The sequence below is a fragment of the Fenollaria massiliensis genome, assembly GCF_000312505.2.
In the GTDB taxonomy this organism is placed as follows: Bacteria; Bacillota; Clostridia; order Tissierellales; family Peptoniphilaceae; genus Fenollaria; species Fenollaria massiliensis.
Genome location: NZ_HG326224.1, coordinates 195480 through 210493, shown reverse-complemented (window position 1 = coordinate 210493; position 15014 = coordinate 195480). Strand labels below are relative to the sequence as shown.

General features: G+C 33.1%; 14 protein-coding genes and 1 riboswitch. Of the genes, 9 read left to right on the top strand and 5 right to left on the bottom strand.

Annotated elements, in window-relative coordinates:
* The first annotated feature begins 47 nt into the window (after positions 1–47).
* A riboswitch (THF riboswitch) is annotated at positions 48–140 on the top strand.
* A 56-nt stretch (positions 141–196) separates the two neighbouring features.
* Positions 197–757, top strand: a complete 561-nt coding sequence (locus tag BN30_RS09530) for a folate family ECF transporter S component (protein WP_019213675.1) — start codon at positions 197–199, stop codon at positions 755–757.
* A gap of 89 nt (positions 758–846) precedes the next feature.
* Here the strand turns inward: BN30_RS09530 and BN30_RS01025 are convergent, their stop codons facing one another.
* Genes BN30_RS01025 through BN30_RS01015 form a run of 4 tightly spaced genes read right to left on the bottom strand, consistent with a single transcriptional unit; the run spans position 847 to position 3364 of the window.
* Positions 847–2169, bottom strand: coding sequence for a DUF2812 domain-containing protein (locus BN30_RS01025; protein ID WP_019213674.1), 1323 nt, complete (start codon positions 2167–2169; stop codon positions 847–849).
* Entirely contained in the window at positions 2148–2780 is a 633-nt protein-coding gene (locus BN30_RS08615) for a prolipoprotein diacylglyceryl transferase (protein ID WP_019213673.1), read from the bottom strand. The genes BN30_RS01025 and BN30_RS08615 overlap by 22 nt, the downstream gene beginning before the upstream one ends.
* A complete protein-coding gene (locus tag BN30_RS09950) occupies positions 2777–2932 on the bottom strand; it encodes a hypothetical protein (protein WP_019213672.1) in 156 nt (51 codons plus the stop codon). The genes BN30_RS08615 and BN30_RS09950 overlap by 4 nt, the downstream gene beginning before the upstream one ends.
* A gap of 3 nt (positions 2933–2935) precedes the next feature.
* On the bottom strand, positions 2936–3364 hold the full coding sequence (locus tag BN30_RS01015; protein ID WP_019213671.1) for a DUF4190 domain-containing protein: 429 nt from the start codon (positions 3362–3364) through the stop codon (positions 2936–2938).
* A gap of 125 nt (positions 3365–3489) precedes the next feature.
* Here BN30_RS01015 and BN30_RS01010 point away from each other — a divergent pair, with 125 nt between their 5' ends.
* The 8 genes from BN30_RS01010 (at position 3490) to rpsI (ending at position 13354) form a co-directional block, all read left to right on the top strand.
* On the top strand, positions 3490–6942 hold the full coding sequence (locus tag BN30_RS01010) for a DNA polymerase III subunit alpha (RefSeq protein WP_019213670.1): 3453 nt from the start codon (positions 3490–3492) through the stop codon (positions 6940–6942).
* Positions 6943–6950: 8 nt separating this feature from the next.
* Positions 6951–7910, top strand: coding sequence for a 6-phosphofructokinase (gene pfkA / locus BN30_RS01005; RefSeq protein WP_019213669.1), 960 nt, complete (start codon positions 6951–6953; stop codon positions 7908–7910).
* An 8-nt stretch (positions 7911–7918) separates the two neighbouring features.
* Positions 7919–9685, top strand: a complete 1767-nt coding sequence (gene pyk / locus BN30_RS01000; RefSeq protein WP_019213668.1) for a pyruvate kinase — start codon at positions 7919–7921, stop codon at positions 9683–9685.
* Entirely contained in the window at positions 9685–10128 is a 444-nt protein-coding gene (locus BN30_RS00995; protein WP_019213667.1) for a deoxycytidylate deaminase, read from the top strand. Before pyk ends, BN30_RS00995 begins: the two co-directional genes overlap by 1 nt.
* Before the next feature lie 27 nt (positions 10129–10155).
* Positions 10156–10599, top strand: coding sequence for a large conductance mechanosensitive channel protein MscL (mscL, locus tag BN30_RS00990; RefSeq protein ID WP_019213666.1), 444 nt, complete (start codon positions 10156–10158; stop codon positions 10597–10599).
* A gap of 12 nt (positions 10600–10611) precedes the next feature.
* A complete protein-coding gene (pepF, locus tag BN30_RS00985) occupies positions 10612–12405 on the top strand; it encodes an oligoendopeptidase F (protein WP_019213665.1) in 1794 nt (597 codons plus the stop codon).
* A 114-nt stretch (positions 12406–12519) separates the two neighbouring features.
* The gene (rplM, locus tag BN30_RS00980) at positions 12520–12948 is read left to right on the top strand and encodes a 50S ribosomal protein L13 (RefSeq protein WP_019213664.1); all 429 of its coding nucleotides are present in this window, start codon (positions 12520–12522) and stop codon (positions 12946–12948) included.
* Between the two features lie 16 nt (positions 12949–12964).
* On the top strand, positions 12965–13354 hold the full coding sequence (gene rpsI, locus BN30_RS00975; protein ID WP_019213663.1) for a 30S ribosomal protein S9: 390 nt from the start codon (positions 12965–12967) through the stop codon (positions 13352–13354).
* Positions 13355–13628: 274 nt separating this feature from the next.
* On the opposite strand, the gene BN30_RS00970 is transcribed toward rpsI, so the two are convergent.
* Complete coding sequence (locus BN30_RS00970) at positions 13629–14708, bottom strand: IS30 family transposase (protein ID WP_019213662.1); 1080 nt, start codon at positions 14706–14708, stop codon at positions 13629–13631.
* Positions 14709–15014: the final 306 nt, after the last annotated feature.

Sequence of the window (15014 nt, the reverse complement as noted above, 5' to 3'; positions counted from 1 at the left end):
TTTATAAAAGACTTGTAAATTATAAATAATAATGATATAATACGAATTACAGAGTAGAGGAAATGCGCTAGTGTTAAAAGATGGGATGTAGCTTTTAAACGAATGGCATTGAGCCGCGGTGTTTCTTCGCTTCCGCTGTATAAATATTATATTATTTAGAACAGCCTCTGGAATTTTATTTTAGGAGGATTTTTTTATGCAAAAAGGAAGATTTACGACTAAGAAATTAGTTCTAAGTGCATTGTTCGTTACATTAACAATTTTAATGTCTAAATTTTTGAAGATTAAAATTGCTACTGGATTAGTTTTCTCGTTTGGAGGATATCCACTAATGTTTGGTGGTATGGTTTTAGGACCTTATTACGGTTTCATGATGGGTATAGTTTCGGACGTTATTAAATTTATGCTATCACCAAGCCAATTTGGTTTTAACGTCTTCTTTACAATATTAGAAGGACTTTTAGGATGGTTCCCAGGATTTATTCTTTGGAAATTATCAAAAGGCGAAGGTTTCTCAGCTATGCTTAATGACAGAAAACTACAAAATAAAGTAATTATATCAACAAGTTTATTCAGAGCAATATTTATTAACATTATTTGTAATTCAGCGCTTTTACACATATATATGGGAAAAGCACTAGTAGCACTAATGACAGCAAGAATACTAAAGAACACTATCGAAATATTCTTAGTGTACTTTATTCTTACAGCTATAGTAGAAGCTTTCAGAGTTAGAAAGGTTAAATTTGAAGTTTAATTAAAATTTTAATAATTAAAAATGCCTCATAACATTCCTGTGAGGCATTTTACATAAGATAAGGCAGAGTACTAAGCTCTGCCTTTAATTTATTTATTTTCTCTATCTTTTAAAATAGACTGAACTGCTTCATCAATAACCTTTTCGTTAGTCTTTCTGAAATTACCATCAACAAGGTAGATATCATCTTTAAATCTAAATACAAGAGTAGATATGTGATGTACGCTCGCGATATATGATTCTACATATTCATCATCGAATTCATCAAAATTTAAATATTCGATCTCGCCTTGATTATTAAAAATGTTTCTATCTTTAATAACTTTGTAGATATAGTCAAGTATCTGAGTTTTTTTGCCGTGGTAGTGTTCGCTAGTCATGGTTAAAACCTCACCGATATTATTCTTATCGGTAGTGTAGCTATAGTTTTTTGTGTACTTGTCTATAAAAAAGTTTTTGCTAATGAATTTATTGTTATTGTAATAAGAGTGTTTGCTAATATTGCTATCAACTTCAAATATTTCTTGATCCATAGCGTTGTTTATGGGCATATCTAAAAGTTTTGTCTGTAAATTTGTTACCATAAACAAAGATATCGCAATGAATAAGAATCTTGGGAAAAATTTATCAAAAACTTTCTCAATAAGTAATTTATACAATAAAAATGTTAGGGCTGAGCCAATTAGGAAAAAATATGATGAGAATAACTTGATTAAAGTAATGTTTCCCACTGAATAATTGTAAATATCAAGTCCCACATAAGAAAGCCCCATAAGTATTATAAGCGTGATTAGGATAATCATCAAAACTCTACCGAATTTAAAAGCTTTATCGCTGTTAAATTTTTTACGTAAGGCTTTTGAGTAAAAATAGATGATTCTTCTTAAGTACATAATTGACAAAGTTAAGAATATTAGCGGTATGAAGACCATAAACATGAACTGTTTTAGATTTATAAACTTGTCAATGTTTGGCCAGAATAAAAATATGCTGCTCGCTAAAAATATCATGAATAATGATATAAAAACAGATATTGAGAAGAATCTTATGTTTGAGATGTTCTTCCAGCTACTCTCATCAGCGTCATTTATTGCTTTTTTGCTAGCATTGTGATTTTCAAATATGTTTATATCTTTAAAGCCGCAGACGAATTTAAATCCAGCGCTCTCCATATCATAAAGATGAGTGGAGAAGGCGCCAAATTTATTCTTTCTAGACTTTGTAAATGGATAGCTTTCACAAAAATATTCAAAATTATTAGCATCGACAGCTTTTTCTAAGCTAATCGATGCTTTTTTAATATCTTTAATCTTGTATCCTTCTTTTCTTAAATTATTAAGGTGCTCCTCAAGGCCTTTGTAGTCAATGTTTTGAAAGAGCATTATCTCTTTTATTTTTGCATTTTTTTGCATAAGTTTTCACCTTTTTTATATAGTATAAAGCCTAATGGAACGAGTATTATCGATATCCATTGTGATGTTGAGAAGAATAAGAAGTGTCCTCTTACGTCATCGTATCTTAAAAATTCAACTAAAAATCTTCCTATACCATATAGCATCATATAAAGACCTGTAACTTTACCCTTTGATCTGTCTTTTTTTGAGTAAATAAATAATATTATAAATATTATCACGTTGCCTAAAGAGCTTAATAATTGAACAGGGAAGAGCTTTACGCCGCTTAGCCCAACGCTTTCCTTTGGAAATATCACACAAAATTTACTATTGCATGGCATTCCGTAGCAGCAACCAGCCATAAAGCAGCCGATTCTGCCAAAAGCGTGAGCAAGTGGTACTTCTGGAGCCATCGAGTCTGTTATATCTAGATAATTAAGCTTATATTTTTTAGCGTAAATATATAAAGCTATGAGAGCCCCTATGATACCGCCATAAAAAACATAGCCGCCAGCTAGTATATTACTTAGCGTTGTAAATATATCTTTTGAATTCTTAAAACTTTCTATAACAAAGTTAAAGTCTGTAATTAAGTAGAGAAGCTTAGCTCCTATGAAGCCTCCTATCATACCATAGACAATTGAATAAAAAATAGTTTCTTTATCTGCTGGATATTCTTTTTTCTATACCAATAAACAAGGCTTGCCACAACGATGCCAAGAGCTATAAGCGAGCCGTAACTAGCAAGTCTTATTCCAAATATTGTGTAAAATGGTTTCATAGTCTACCACATATAATTCATTAGTGAGCAGCCAATGCATGATATACAAGCGATGCAAGCAACTGTAACTAATAAAGTAGCTGCAATACCTATAGTATTAAGTATTATGCCTGTCTTTGCATAAGTTCTGTCACCTTTGTTTCTTGCGTCAACACCCATAATCAAGCCAACTATGGCAAGTATAGTTCCTATAAAAGATGCTTGACCTAAGAAAATACAAAATAATGATATAACACCAAGAACTAAGGATGTCATGCCCTTGTTAGTGCCACTGTCATATCCAGCATTATTCTTATAGTCATAGTTATAGTCGTTTCTGTTGTAATCATAGTATTGACCTTTAGCTCTTTTTCTTTCTTGTCTTTGTTTTATTTCTTCTTCACTTAAAACTTCTTGTTCGTTGAAATTATTATCTTCATAATTATTATTCATATTATCCCTCCTATATTGTTATATACCCAATTAATAAATATTATACATAAAAGAAAGAAAAATTACAAGAATAAGAATATTAAATTTATAAAATATATGGTATAATAAATACTAGAGGTGATTTTATGAGTTTTACGCATTTACACTTACATACTGAATACTCATTGCTTGACGGCTCTAACAAGATAAGTGAGCTTATTGACAGAGTTAAAGAGCTTGGTATGGATGCATGTTCCATAACTGACCATGGTAATATGTATGGCGTAATCAAATTTTATAAAGAAGCAAAGGCAAAGGGCATCAAGCCAATCATTGGTTGCGAGGTCTATGTTTGTGATGATAAACTTGTTAAAGACAAGGAAACACCTTATTATCACTTGATACTTCTTTGTGAAAATGAAAAAGGATATAAAAATCTTATAAAGATAGTTTCAGACGCCTCTATCAATGGCTATTATTATAAGCCAAGAACTGATTTTAAATACCTTTATGAGCACAGCGAAGGACTTATTGCACTTTCAGCATGTTTAGGCGGAGAAGTACAAAAGATGATACTTGACCAAAACATGGATGGAGCAAAAAAAGCGGCTCTTAGGTATAAGGATATATTTGGAGAAAATAATTTTTTCTTAGAGCTTCAAGATCATGGCATAAAAGAGCAAGCTTATGTGAATAATTATTTGATTGAACTGTCAAAGGAATTAAATATTCGCTTAGTTGCAACAAACGATTGCCATTACTTACGCAAAGAGGATGCTAAGGTTCATGATGTGCTTTTATGTATACAAACTCTTTCTAAAATTGACGATGAGAACAGAATGCGCTTTCCAAGCGAAGAGTTTTATGTAAAAAGCCCTGAGGAGATGGAAAAATTATTCTCTTATGTGCCTGAGGCGATAAAAAATACAGAAATTATAAAAGATAGATGCAATATAGAAATTGAATTTCATCAAAAACATTTGCCAAATTTTGAGATAGATGAGGACATCACTCACGCTGAGTATTTACACAGACTTTGCGAAGAAGGTCTAGTAAAGAGATATGGTGAAGTAAGTAGCGATATAAAAGATAGGTTGGAGGAGGAATTTAACATAATTAACTCCATGGGCTATGTTGACTATTTTCTAGTTGTTAGAGACTTTATTACGTATGCTAAAGAAAATGGTATACCAGTTGGACCCGGAAGAGGTTCAGCTGCAGGAAGTGTTATTTCATACGCATTAGGCATTGTTGACGTTGATCCACTAAAGTATGATTTACTTTTTGAAAGATTTTTAAATCCAGAGAGGGTTTCAATGCCCGATATAGACGTTGACTTTGGATACGAAAGAAGATCTGAAGTAATTGATTATGTTATTAATAAATATGGTGAAGATAAAGTTAGCCAGATAATTACCTTTGGTACACTTGCCGCAAGAGCTGTTATTCGTGACGTTGCTAGAGCTTTAGATGTACCTTTAAACAAGGCAGATACGCTTGCTAAGATGGTTCCAAGAGACTTAGACATCACCATCGACAAAGCATTGGAGAGAAATCCAGAATTTAAAAAAGCTTATGATGAAGATGAGGAAGCGAAAAAGATAATCGATATATCAAGGCAATTAGAGGGACTGCCAAGAAACATCGGTACTCACGCAGCTGGTATTTTGATTACAGAAGAAACAATTACAAATCATTTGCCATTGGTTAAAAATAAAGAATCAATATCAACTCAATTCACAATGACGGAGCTTGAAGAATTAGGCTTTTTGAAGATGGACTTTCTTGGACTAAGAAACTTAACCGTGATTCAAGACGCTCTTGATATGATAGAGAAAAATTATGCTACTAAAGTTGATTTTGAACACATGGAATACGATGACAAAAATGTAATGAATTTATTTACAAATGCAGAAACTATTGGAGTATTTCAATTTGAATCGGTAGGCATGAGAAGGTTCTTAAAAGAGCTTAAAGCACAAAAGTTTGAGGATTTAATCGCTGCCAACTCATTATTCAGGCCAGGACCTATGCAATCTATACCAAAGTTTGTTGAGTCAAGGCATGATCCATCGAAGATAACATATCTTGATCCGCATCTTGAACCTATTTTGAAAGAGACATACGGATGCATAGTATATCAAGAGCAGGTTATGAGAATTTTTAGAAACCTTGCTGGTTACTCACTTGGCGGCGCTGACATAGTTAGAAGAGCCATGAGCAAGAAAAAGATGAAGGTCTTGGAGCAAGAGAGAAAAAACTTTATCTATGGTAAGGACGATGGAGATGAGGTTATAATCAAAGGCGCTGTGAGAAATGGAATTAAAGAAGATGTAGCTAATCAAATTTTTGATTATATGCTTGATTTTGCTAATTACGCTTTTAACAAATCTCACTCAGCTGCTTATTCAGTCGTTGCTTATAGAACTGCTTATCTAAAATATTATTATCCAAAAGAATATATGGCGAGCCTACTTAGCTCAGTTATGGGTAATACAACAGATGTTATAAAGTACCTTGAAGAGTGTAAAAGACTTGGCATAGAAGTTTTACGACCAGATATAAATAAATCATTTAGAAAATTCACAACAGAGGATGATAGCGTAAGATTTGGCCTTTCAGCAATTAAAAATGTTGGCACAAACGTTATAGACTCGATACTTAAGGCAAGAGGCAAAATTGATGGCTTCACATCATTTGAAGATTTTTTAACAAAGACAAACGCTGTAGACAAAACTGCCATGAATAAAAAGTCAGTTGAGTCATTGATTATGGCTGGAGCACTTGATTCTTTAGGACTCAATAGAAGCCAAATGCTTGGCTCATACGACTACATTTTAAAGAGTATACAGAAGGACGCTAAGAACAATGCTCAGGGACAGATGGGCTTATTCGGACTTGGTGAAGATACCTCTTCAAATGTCGGTTACAAAATACCTTATGCAACAGAGCTATCGAAATTTATGCTTCTCGATGGAGAAAAAGAGATGACGGGTATATATTTCTCAGGTCATCCACTTGAAGAATTTACAGAAGAGCTTAGGGCAAGTAGCGATTTTTCTTCTATTGAGATGAAAGAAAAGGTTCTTGATGAGACAGATACAGACCTTAGAGATAATATGCTAATTTCTTATGCAGGAATGATTTCATCTGTCACAAAGAAAGTTACTAAAAACAATCAAATGATGTCATTTATTGAGCTTGAAGACCTTTATGATAGCATAAGAGTAGTTATATTCCCAAGAATTTATGAAAATTATAGAAATCTTATTAAAGAAGGGGAAAACGTTGTAGTTAAGGGAAGACTACAAATAAGTGCCAATGATGAGATAAACATCATTGCAGATAGAGTTAAAAAACTTGAAAAAAGAAAAGAAACTCTTTATTTAAGAATAAAAAAAGAATTAGGCGAAGATGAAAAGAAAAATATTTTAGATATATTAAAGAAATATAAGGGAGACAATCCTGTTGTTGTCTACTTTGAAGAGACAAAATCAAGTATTGAATCGAACGATAGCACAGCCATTGACATAGACAATGAAAAGCTATACGAAGATTTAAAAATGTATTTAGATGAAGATGATATAGTTATAAAATAGGAGGAAGAATGAAGACTATTGCTATACTAACAAGTGGTGGCGATGCACCTGGCATGAATGCTGTAATAAGATCAGTTGTGAGAACTGCTATATATAACGATTTAAAGGTTCTAGCAATAAAAGAAGGATACAACGGTCTTATTAAGGGTGATATTGAAACGATGACGCTATCAAGCGTTGCGGACATCATACACAGAGGCGGAACTATACTTAGAACTGCTAGAAGCGAAGAATTTATGACTGAAGAAGGCATGACTCAGGCTCTTGATGTGATTAAAAAATTTAAAATAGATGCCATAGTGGTTCTTGGTGGCGACGGAACATTTAGAGGAGCTAGGGAGCTAGCTAAAAGAGGCATTAAAGTTATAGGCATTCCGTGCACTATAGATAACGATCTTGGCTATACTGACTACACTATTGGCTTTTTGACTGCGGTTGAGACGGCTGTTTCTGCTATAAGTAAATTAAGAGATACATCTGAATCACATGGCAGGGCAATAGTGCTTCAAGTAATGGGAAGAAATTGCGGCGATATCGCTCTATACTCAGGTATAGCGGGCGGTGCTGAATCAATCGTTGTACCAGAAGTTAAATTAGATATAGATGCTATTATTAATAAGATCAAAAATGGTAAGAAGAGAGGCAAAAAGCACCATATAATCGTTGCAGCTGAAGGAGCACTTGATGCTTACGAGCTTGAAAAGATTATCGAAGAAAAGGGAGGCATAGAGACTCGCGTTACTGTTCTTGGCTATGTTCAAAGAGGCGGTGTACCAACAGTTCAAGATAGGATACTAGCAAGTGACTTTGGTTATGACGCTGTGAATTTATTAATAAGTGGCAAGTCAGGACTAGTTTTAGGATATAAAAATGGCAAGATTATAGAATTAGATATAGATGAAGCACTTGAAGCAAAAAAAGAATTTAACAAAAATTTATTAAAGATGGTTGATATATTATCAATTTAGGAGAAAATATGAAAAAAACTAAGATAGTTTGCACAATTGGACCAAGCTCTGATACTTATGAAGTCTTAAAAGCACTTGTAAATGAGGGCATGAATGTGGCTAGACTAAATTTTTCACATGGTACTCATCAAGAGCATAAAAAAAGGATAGAGACTATAAAAAAGCTTAGAGATGACTTAGATGAACCTATTGGAATTATGCTTGACACAAAGGGCCCTGAGATAAGGATAAAAACTTTTAAAGATGGCATGATTAGGATAGAGCAAGGACAAGATTTTATTTTAACGAGCGAGGACATAGAGGGCGATGATACAAAGGTTTCTGTCACATACAAAGACATTGCCAAGGATTTGAAGGCAAATGACAGAGTCTTAATTGACGACGGCCTTGTTGAGTTCGCTGTAAAATCAGTCGATGAGAACAATGTTTATATGAGGGCTGTTAACTCGGGCGAGCTAAGCGATAGAAAAGGAGTTAATCTTCCTTCAGTTAAAGTAAATTTACCAACGCTTACAGAAAAAGATATAGAGGATTTAATCTTTGGTATTGAAAATGATGTAGACTTCATTGCTGCTTCATTTATTAGAAGCGCAAAAGATGTATTAGAGATAAGAAAAGTTCTTGAGAGCAATGGCGGAGAAGATATTAAAATAATTTCTAAGATAGAAAATCTTGAAGGCGTTCAAAATATTGACGAAATAATCGAAGTATCTGATGGCATAATGGTAGCTAGAGGCGATATGGGTGTTGAACTTGATGAAGAGGACATACCTTTAGTGCAAAAAGATATAATTAGAAAATGCAATCTTAAAGGCAAATTCGTTATCACAGCGACACAGATGCTTGACTCAATGATTAGAAACCCAAGACCAACAAGAGCAGAGGTAACTGATGTTGCTAACGCTATCTTAGATGGTTCGAGCGCGATAATGCTCTCAGGCGAGACGGCAGCAGGTGCTTATCCAGTTAAGGCATGTGAGATGATGAGAAAAATTGCGCTAAAGATTGAAGATAGCCTTGATTATAAAATTTTAGTAGATAGCACAAACGATGAACACGAGATCAATATCACAAACTCAATCGCTAAAGCGACTAGAGAAGCAGCTTATGATTTAAACGCAAAAGTGATTATAGCTGCAACATCATCAGGGCTTACGGCAAGAAATATTTCAAAATTTAAGCCCAAATCACCAATCATCGCAGCTACTACAAACGAAAAAGTCAGAAGACAATTATCAATCGAGTGGGGCGTCTACCCAATCAGAGCAAAACTTGCTTCAAGCATAGATGAATTATTTTATGAATCTGTAAATATATTAAAGAATATAAAATTTGTAAAGGAGGGAGAACTAGTCATATTGACGGCTGGTATGCCGCTTGGAAAGACTGGTTCAACAAACATTATGATGGTAAAGACAGTTGGAAAGATATTGTGTAAAGGCATGGGCATAGGCAAGCACAAGATAAGTGCAAGAGCTTGTGTTGCAAAAAATGCTAAAGACTTAGAAGAAAACTTTTCAGATGGCGATATTATAGTAACGATAGGGGTATATAAAGATATGCTACCATTTATACAAAAGTCATCAGGTATAATTACAGTCGAAGGCGGTTTAACAAGTCAAGGTGCAATAGTTGGCATAAATTACCATCTAGCAACAGTTGTTGGAGTGGGCGATGCGATGAACAGTATTAAAACTGGCGACATAATCAGCATTGACGCATCAACTGGAGAAATTTACGAAGGAAAAATTTTTAATGAAGAGGAAGTGATTTAATGGCGGACACAAGAAGTTCGTGGCAAGAGTATTTTATGTCAATCGCTCACATGATAGCTAAAAGATCTACCTGTGATAGGGCGTTCGTTGGCTGTTTATTAGTTAATAAGGATAACAGAATAGTCTCAAGCGGTTACAATGGCAGCATCAAGGGCAATCCGCATTGCTCTGAGATAGGCCACACAATGAGGGACGGTCACTGCATAGCGACTATACATGCTGAGATGAATGCACTTTTATATTGTGCAAAAGAAGGCATCAAGGTCGATGGATGTGTGTGCTATGTAACTCATTTCCCATGTCTAAATTGTACAAAAGCCTTGATACAAGCAGGAATAAGTAAGATTTATTATTCAAACGCATACAGAGTAGATGATTATGCACTAGAATTACTCGATAAAAATCATATTGAACACATTCAATTAGATGTGGATATAGATTAAAAAATTTTAAAACAGGGGGAGAAAAAAATGTTAAAAGAATTCAAAGAATTCATTTCAAAGGGTAATGTTATGGACCTAGCAGTAGGTGTTATCATTGGTGGAGCTTTCGGAAAGATTGTTAGCTCACTTGTTAATGACGTAATTATGCCACTTATAGGACTTATACTTGGTGGCACAGACATGAGCAATTATTTCCTTACACTAGATGGCGGCAAATACACAACACTTGCACAAGCACAAGAAGCTGGGGCAGCTACACTAAATTACGGTTTATTTATAACACAAGTAATAAACTTCTTAATTATAGCCTTTGTTATATTTATTATGGTCAAGGCTGTAAACAAAGCTAGATCACTTACTAAGAAGCCTGAACCAGAAGCAGCACCAACAACAAAGGAATGCCCTTATTGCAAATCAACTATAGACATAAGCGCAACAAGATGCCCTAACTGTACATCAGAATTAAAATAATAGGAGAGATTTATGACAATACTAAATAGAAACGAAGTTGATAAGAGCCTAACATGGGACACATCAGCTATATTTAAATCAAAGGAAGATGCTAAAAAAGAGGCGGATACTGTTTTAGAAGCATCATTAAAATTAAAAGAGAATTATGAAGGCAAATTAAATGAATTTGACACAATAGTTAAAGCTTTTAAAGAATATGAAAAACTAATAGAAAGATTTTCTTTAGTTATTGATTATGCATATCTTAATAAAGACGTTGACTTAACAAATTCATCTGAGCTAGCGTTCTTTTACGAGCTACTAAACATGTATAACAAGCTTGATGAAAACACATTATTCGTAGAACTTGAGATAGCAAAGCTTGATATTCCAATGCTTGAAAAGCTAGAGAAGGTAGATGGATTAAAAGCATATTTCCATAGCGTTATATTAAAGAAGAAAACTTATTTAAGCGATGCGGAAGAAAAAGTTATACAAGCTTTTACACCATTAACAATGGCTCCAGAGCAATTGTATAACACAATCAAGCTTCAAGACTTGACATTTGAACAATTTGAGGTCAATGGCAAAAAATATAATAACTCATACGCTTTATTTGAAGAAAAATATGAATACGATGAAGATAAGGACTTAAGAAGGGAATCATTCAATCATTTCTATAAAGATTTATCTAAAACTGTTAATAGCACAGCCGCAGCATTTAACTTAAACATGCAAAAAGATAAAATCATTTCAAAGCTAAGAGGCTACGAGAGCGTAACAGATTATTTACTTGCTAATCAAGAAGTTCCTAGAGATATTTATGAAAATCATCTTGATACAATTATGAAAGAGCTTTCACCAGTTATGAGAAAGTTTGCCAGAACTTTAAAAGAAGGACTAGGACTAGAAAAGATAAATTATTATGATTTAAAAGCAAATATAGATCCAGAATTTGATCCAGAGATAACACTTGATGGAGCAAAAGATTATATCTATAGCGCATTAAATGTATTGGGTGATGAATATCTAGAACAAATCAAAAAAGTTTTAGAAGGCAAAAATATCGACTATGTTGAAAACAAAGGTAAATACACTGGAGCGTACTGCGCAACACCAGCCGGTTTCCCATCATATATACTAATGACATGGACAGGCAAGATGGACAGCGTATTTACTATGATTCATGAGCTTGGTCATGCTGGAAACTTTATGTTATCACAAAAGTATCAATCATACTTTGATGCTAACACAGCTATGTTCTATGCAGAGTCACCATCGACAATGAATGAGATGATGCTTGCAAATTACCTTATGAAAAAGACAGAAGATCCAAGAATGCTTAGATGGATTTATTTCTCGATCATTGCCAAGACATATTATCATAACTTTGTTACACACTTCCTAGAAGCATATTTCCAAAGAAAGGCATATAACTTAGTTGATGAGGGACAAAATTTAGATGCAGATACACTAAATAGATTATTTAAGGAAACACTAGAAGAGTTTTGGCAAGGTGAAGTCGAATTAAACGATGGCTGTGAAATGACTTGGATGAGACAGCCACACTACTACTCAGGACTTTATTCATACACATACTCAGCTGGTTTATCAATAGCTACAAACGTTTCAAGAAAAATACTTGAAGGCGATGAGAAAGCTGTTAAAGACTGGCTAAACGCAATAAGACAAGGCGGTATATATAATCCAGTTGAGTGGGCAAAACTTTCAGGCGTAGATATAACAAATACAGACTCACTAAAGAAGACTATAGAATATATTTCATCAATAGTTGATAAAATTGAAGAATTAAGCAAAAATTTATAAAAAAATCAATGAAAATACTTGACAATTATATAAATTTGTATTAAAATATTTGTTAGTGTTTTAAAAAAGACCCGGAAACTTTTTTAAAAACAATGTTTTTAAAGGAGGAAGAAAATGAGTTCATTTATGGCCAATGCTCAAAATATTGAGAGAAAATGGTTACTTATAGACGCTGAAGGCAAAGTCCTAGGTAGACTAGCAAGCGAAGTTGCTAAGATCTTAAGAGGAAAACACAAAGCAACTTTTACACCACACGTAGACACAGGTGATTTCGTTATCATCGTAAACGCTGATAAGGTGAAATTAACAGGTAAGAAATTAATACAAAAGAAACACTATTATCACACAGGTTATCCTGGAGGACTTAGAGAAATCAGTTACCAAGATATGATGCAAAACAATCCAGAGATGGCTATCAGATTAGCTGTTAAAGGTATGCTTCCAAAGAACAGATTAGGAAGACAAATGTTTAGAAAATTAAAAGTATATGCTGGCCCAGAACATAACCACGAAGCTCAAAAGCCAGAAAAGTATGATTTTTAGGAAGGAGGACGAATAGATGGAAAAACTTATTCAAGGAACAGGCAGAAGAAAATCTTCAGTAGCAAGAGTAAGACTAGTGCCTGGAGATGGTAAATTTACTATCAACCACAGAGATATTGATCAATATTTAAAAGAAGAATTGTTAAAAAACATTGTTCGTGAACCTCTTAACTTAACAGATACACTTGGTAAATTTGATGTATACGTTTTAGTAAACGGTGGCGGATTTACAGGACAAGCTGGAGCTATAAGACACGGCTTATCAAGAGCTTTACTTGAAGTTGATCCTGAATACAGATCAATCTTAAAGAAAGCAGGATTCTTAACTAGAGATCCACGTATGAAAGAAAGAAAGAAATACGGATTCAAGAAAGCTAGAAAGAGTTCACAATTCTCAAAGAGATAGTTTTATTACTATATATTACGAAAGACCTTGCAAATGCAAGGCCTTTTTTTGTGCGTCTACTTAAATTTAAATAAAAAATTGAACTAGATACTATAAATATTTTATCTAAATTACTAATTATTTAATCAGAAACTTTTTAAAATTATAATATTTTTGTGTTTATTTAGAAATAATTAAAATTTTTTGAAATATAAATTGCAACAATAAGTTAGCCACCCAAACATCATACAAACAAAATGTATAGTATAGCTTAAAAGTATTTATTTTTATTACACTATATACTTTTAAGCTGCTTTACTTCATTTATAAACTCTTCTTTTGCAGTTTTGTAATTAAAGATTTTTCTTGGTAAATTATTCATCCACTCGTTTATTCTGTATATTTTTTCTTTTGATACTTCTTCTAGTGACGTGCCCTTTTGTATAAATCTTCTTATTAATTTGTGTTGGCACTCACTAGTTCCTCTCTCCCATGATGTATATGGATGGCAAAAATATATATCTACATATTCTGCTAGTTCTGATAAGCTTGAAAATTCAGAGCCATTATCTGATGTTATACTTTTAAATATTTCTTTGTTTAACTGTGTTTTATCTTTTAAGAACTTAAGTCCAAGGTCTACTGCATTGGGCGTTTTACCATGTATTTTTATCAGTTTTTCATATCTTGTTTTTCTTTCTACTAAAGTAAGTAGTACTGGATCTGTCTTTTTCTTTTTACCTATAACTGTATCTATTTCCCAGTGACCGAATTCTTCTCTTGTTTTTATTTTATCTGGTCTTTCTTCTATGGATATGCCAAGTTTTTTCTTGTTTTGCCTTGTTCTTCTTATGCTATTTTTGTTTCTTCTCTTTACTTTTTCTAATAGGTCTATATTTTTTGTTTTCATTAGTGACTTATTTATCCAGTTGTACAAGCTTTTCGTAGATGGTATCTCTGATGATGGAAAAAGTCTATTTGCTTTTGCATATCCAACACATGCATCTGGAGACCATTTATCTTTTAACATTTTATGGTCAGCCCATTTAAGAAATTCGCCTATATCTATATATTTTGGTCTTCTTCCGCAAGAAGATCTATTGCTTTTATATACTTCATAATTCGTTAAGGCAAAATATTTTTCATCGTAGTAAGTATATGTAGTATTATTACTTTTTACTATTCTATTTTGTTTTACTGTGCCTTTTTTTATTGCATTGTTAATCGTCTGTGGGGCTCTGTTTAGCCTTCTTGCTATCTCTCTGTTGCTATTTCCATCTAACTTCCATGCCTGTATTAATGACATTTCATGAAGTGACAGGTGTGAATTTTTCTTGCTTTCTGTAAATTTTATGGTATAATTTATATGAGTCATGTGTACCTCCGTATAGTTGTTTTTTTGTTTGTTACTAATACTATACCATATGTACACATGATTTTTTTATTTGGTGGCTAACTTAATTATACAATCTTCCAAATTTTTTGAAAATAAATAAAGAAAATTTGAAAATAATGGTAAAAATTAAATTTATATGGTATAATAATGATGAAGGTTTGTCTAGAGAACATAGTAAAGTGTTTTTTAGGAGATATCTTCATTAGTTTCAATAATTAACAATATTGTTTTACATGGAGGCCTTATATTATGTTCTTAGCTTTAGCATGAGACGTAATATTCCTT

What these genes read in the sequence shown, in the direction of transcription:
- BN30_RS09530 (WP_019213675.1), top strand. Translation starts at nt 197, where the DNA reads ATGCAAAAAGGAAGATTTACGACTAAGAAATTAGTTCTAAGTGCATTG.
- BN30_RS01025 (WP_019213674.1), bottom strand. Translation starts at nt 2,169, where the DNA reads ATGCAAAAAAATGCAAAAATAAAAGAGATAATGCTCTTTCAAAACATT.
- BN30_RS08615 (WP_019213673.1), bottom strand. Translation starts at nt 2,780, where the DNA reads ATGATAGGAGGCTTCATAGGAGCTAAGCTTCTCTACTTAATTACAGAC.
- BN30_RS09950 (WP_019213672.1), bottom strand. Translation starts at nt 2,932, where the DNA reads ATGAAACCATTTTACACAATATTTGGAATAAGACTTGCTAGTTACGGC.
- BN30_RS01015 (WP_019213671.1), bottom strand. Translation starts at nt 3,364, where the DNA reads ATGAATAATAATTATGAAGATAATAATTTCAACGAACAAGAAGTTTTA.
- BN30_RS01010 (WP_019213670.1), top strand. Translation starts at nt 3,490, where the DNA reads ATGAGTTTTACGCATTTACACTTACATACTGAATACTCATTGCTTGAC.
- pfkA (WP_019213669.1), top strand. Translation starts at nt 6,951, where the DNA reads ATGAAGACTATTGCTATACTAACAAGTGGTGGCGATGCACCTGGCATG.
- pyk (WP_019213668.1), top strand. Translation starts at nt 7,919, where the DNA reads ATGAAAAAAACTAAGATAGTTTGCACAATTGGACCAAGCTCTGATACT.
- BN30_RS00995 (WP_019213667.1), top strand. Translation starts at nt 9,685, where the DNA reads ATGGCGGACACAAGAAGTTCGTGGCAAGAGTATTTTATGTCAATCGCT.
- mscL (WP_019213666.1), top strand. Translation starts at nt 10,156, where the DNA reads ATGTTAAAAGAATTCAAAGAATTCATTTCAAAGGGTAATGTTATGGAC.
- pepF (WP_019213665.1), top strand. Translation starts at nt 10,612, where the DNA reads ATGACAATACTAAATAGAAACGAAGTTGATAAGAGCCTAACATGGGAC.
- rplM (WP_019213664.1), top strand. Translation starts at nt 12,520, where the DNA reads ATGAGTTCATTTATGGCCAATGCTCAAAATATTGAGAGAAAATGGTTA.
- rpsI (WP_019213663.1), top strand. Translation starts at nt 12,965, where the DNA reads ATGGAAAAACTTATTCAAGGAACAGGCAGAAGAAAATCTTCAGTAGCA.
- BN30_RS00970 (WP_019213662.1), bottom strand. Translation starts at nt 14,708, where the DNA reads ATGACTCATATAAATTATACCATAAAATTTACAGAAAGCAAGAAAAAT.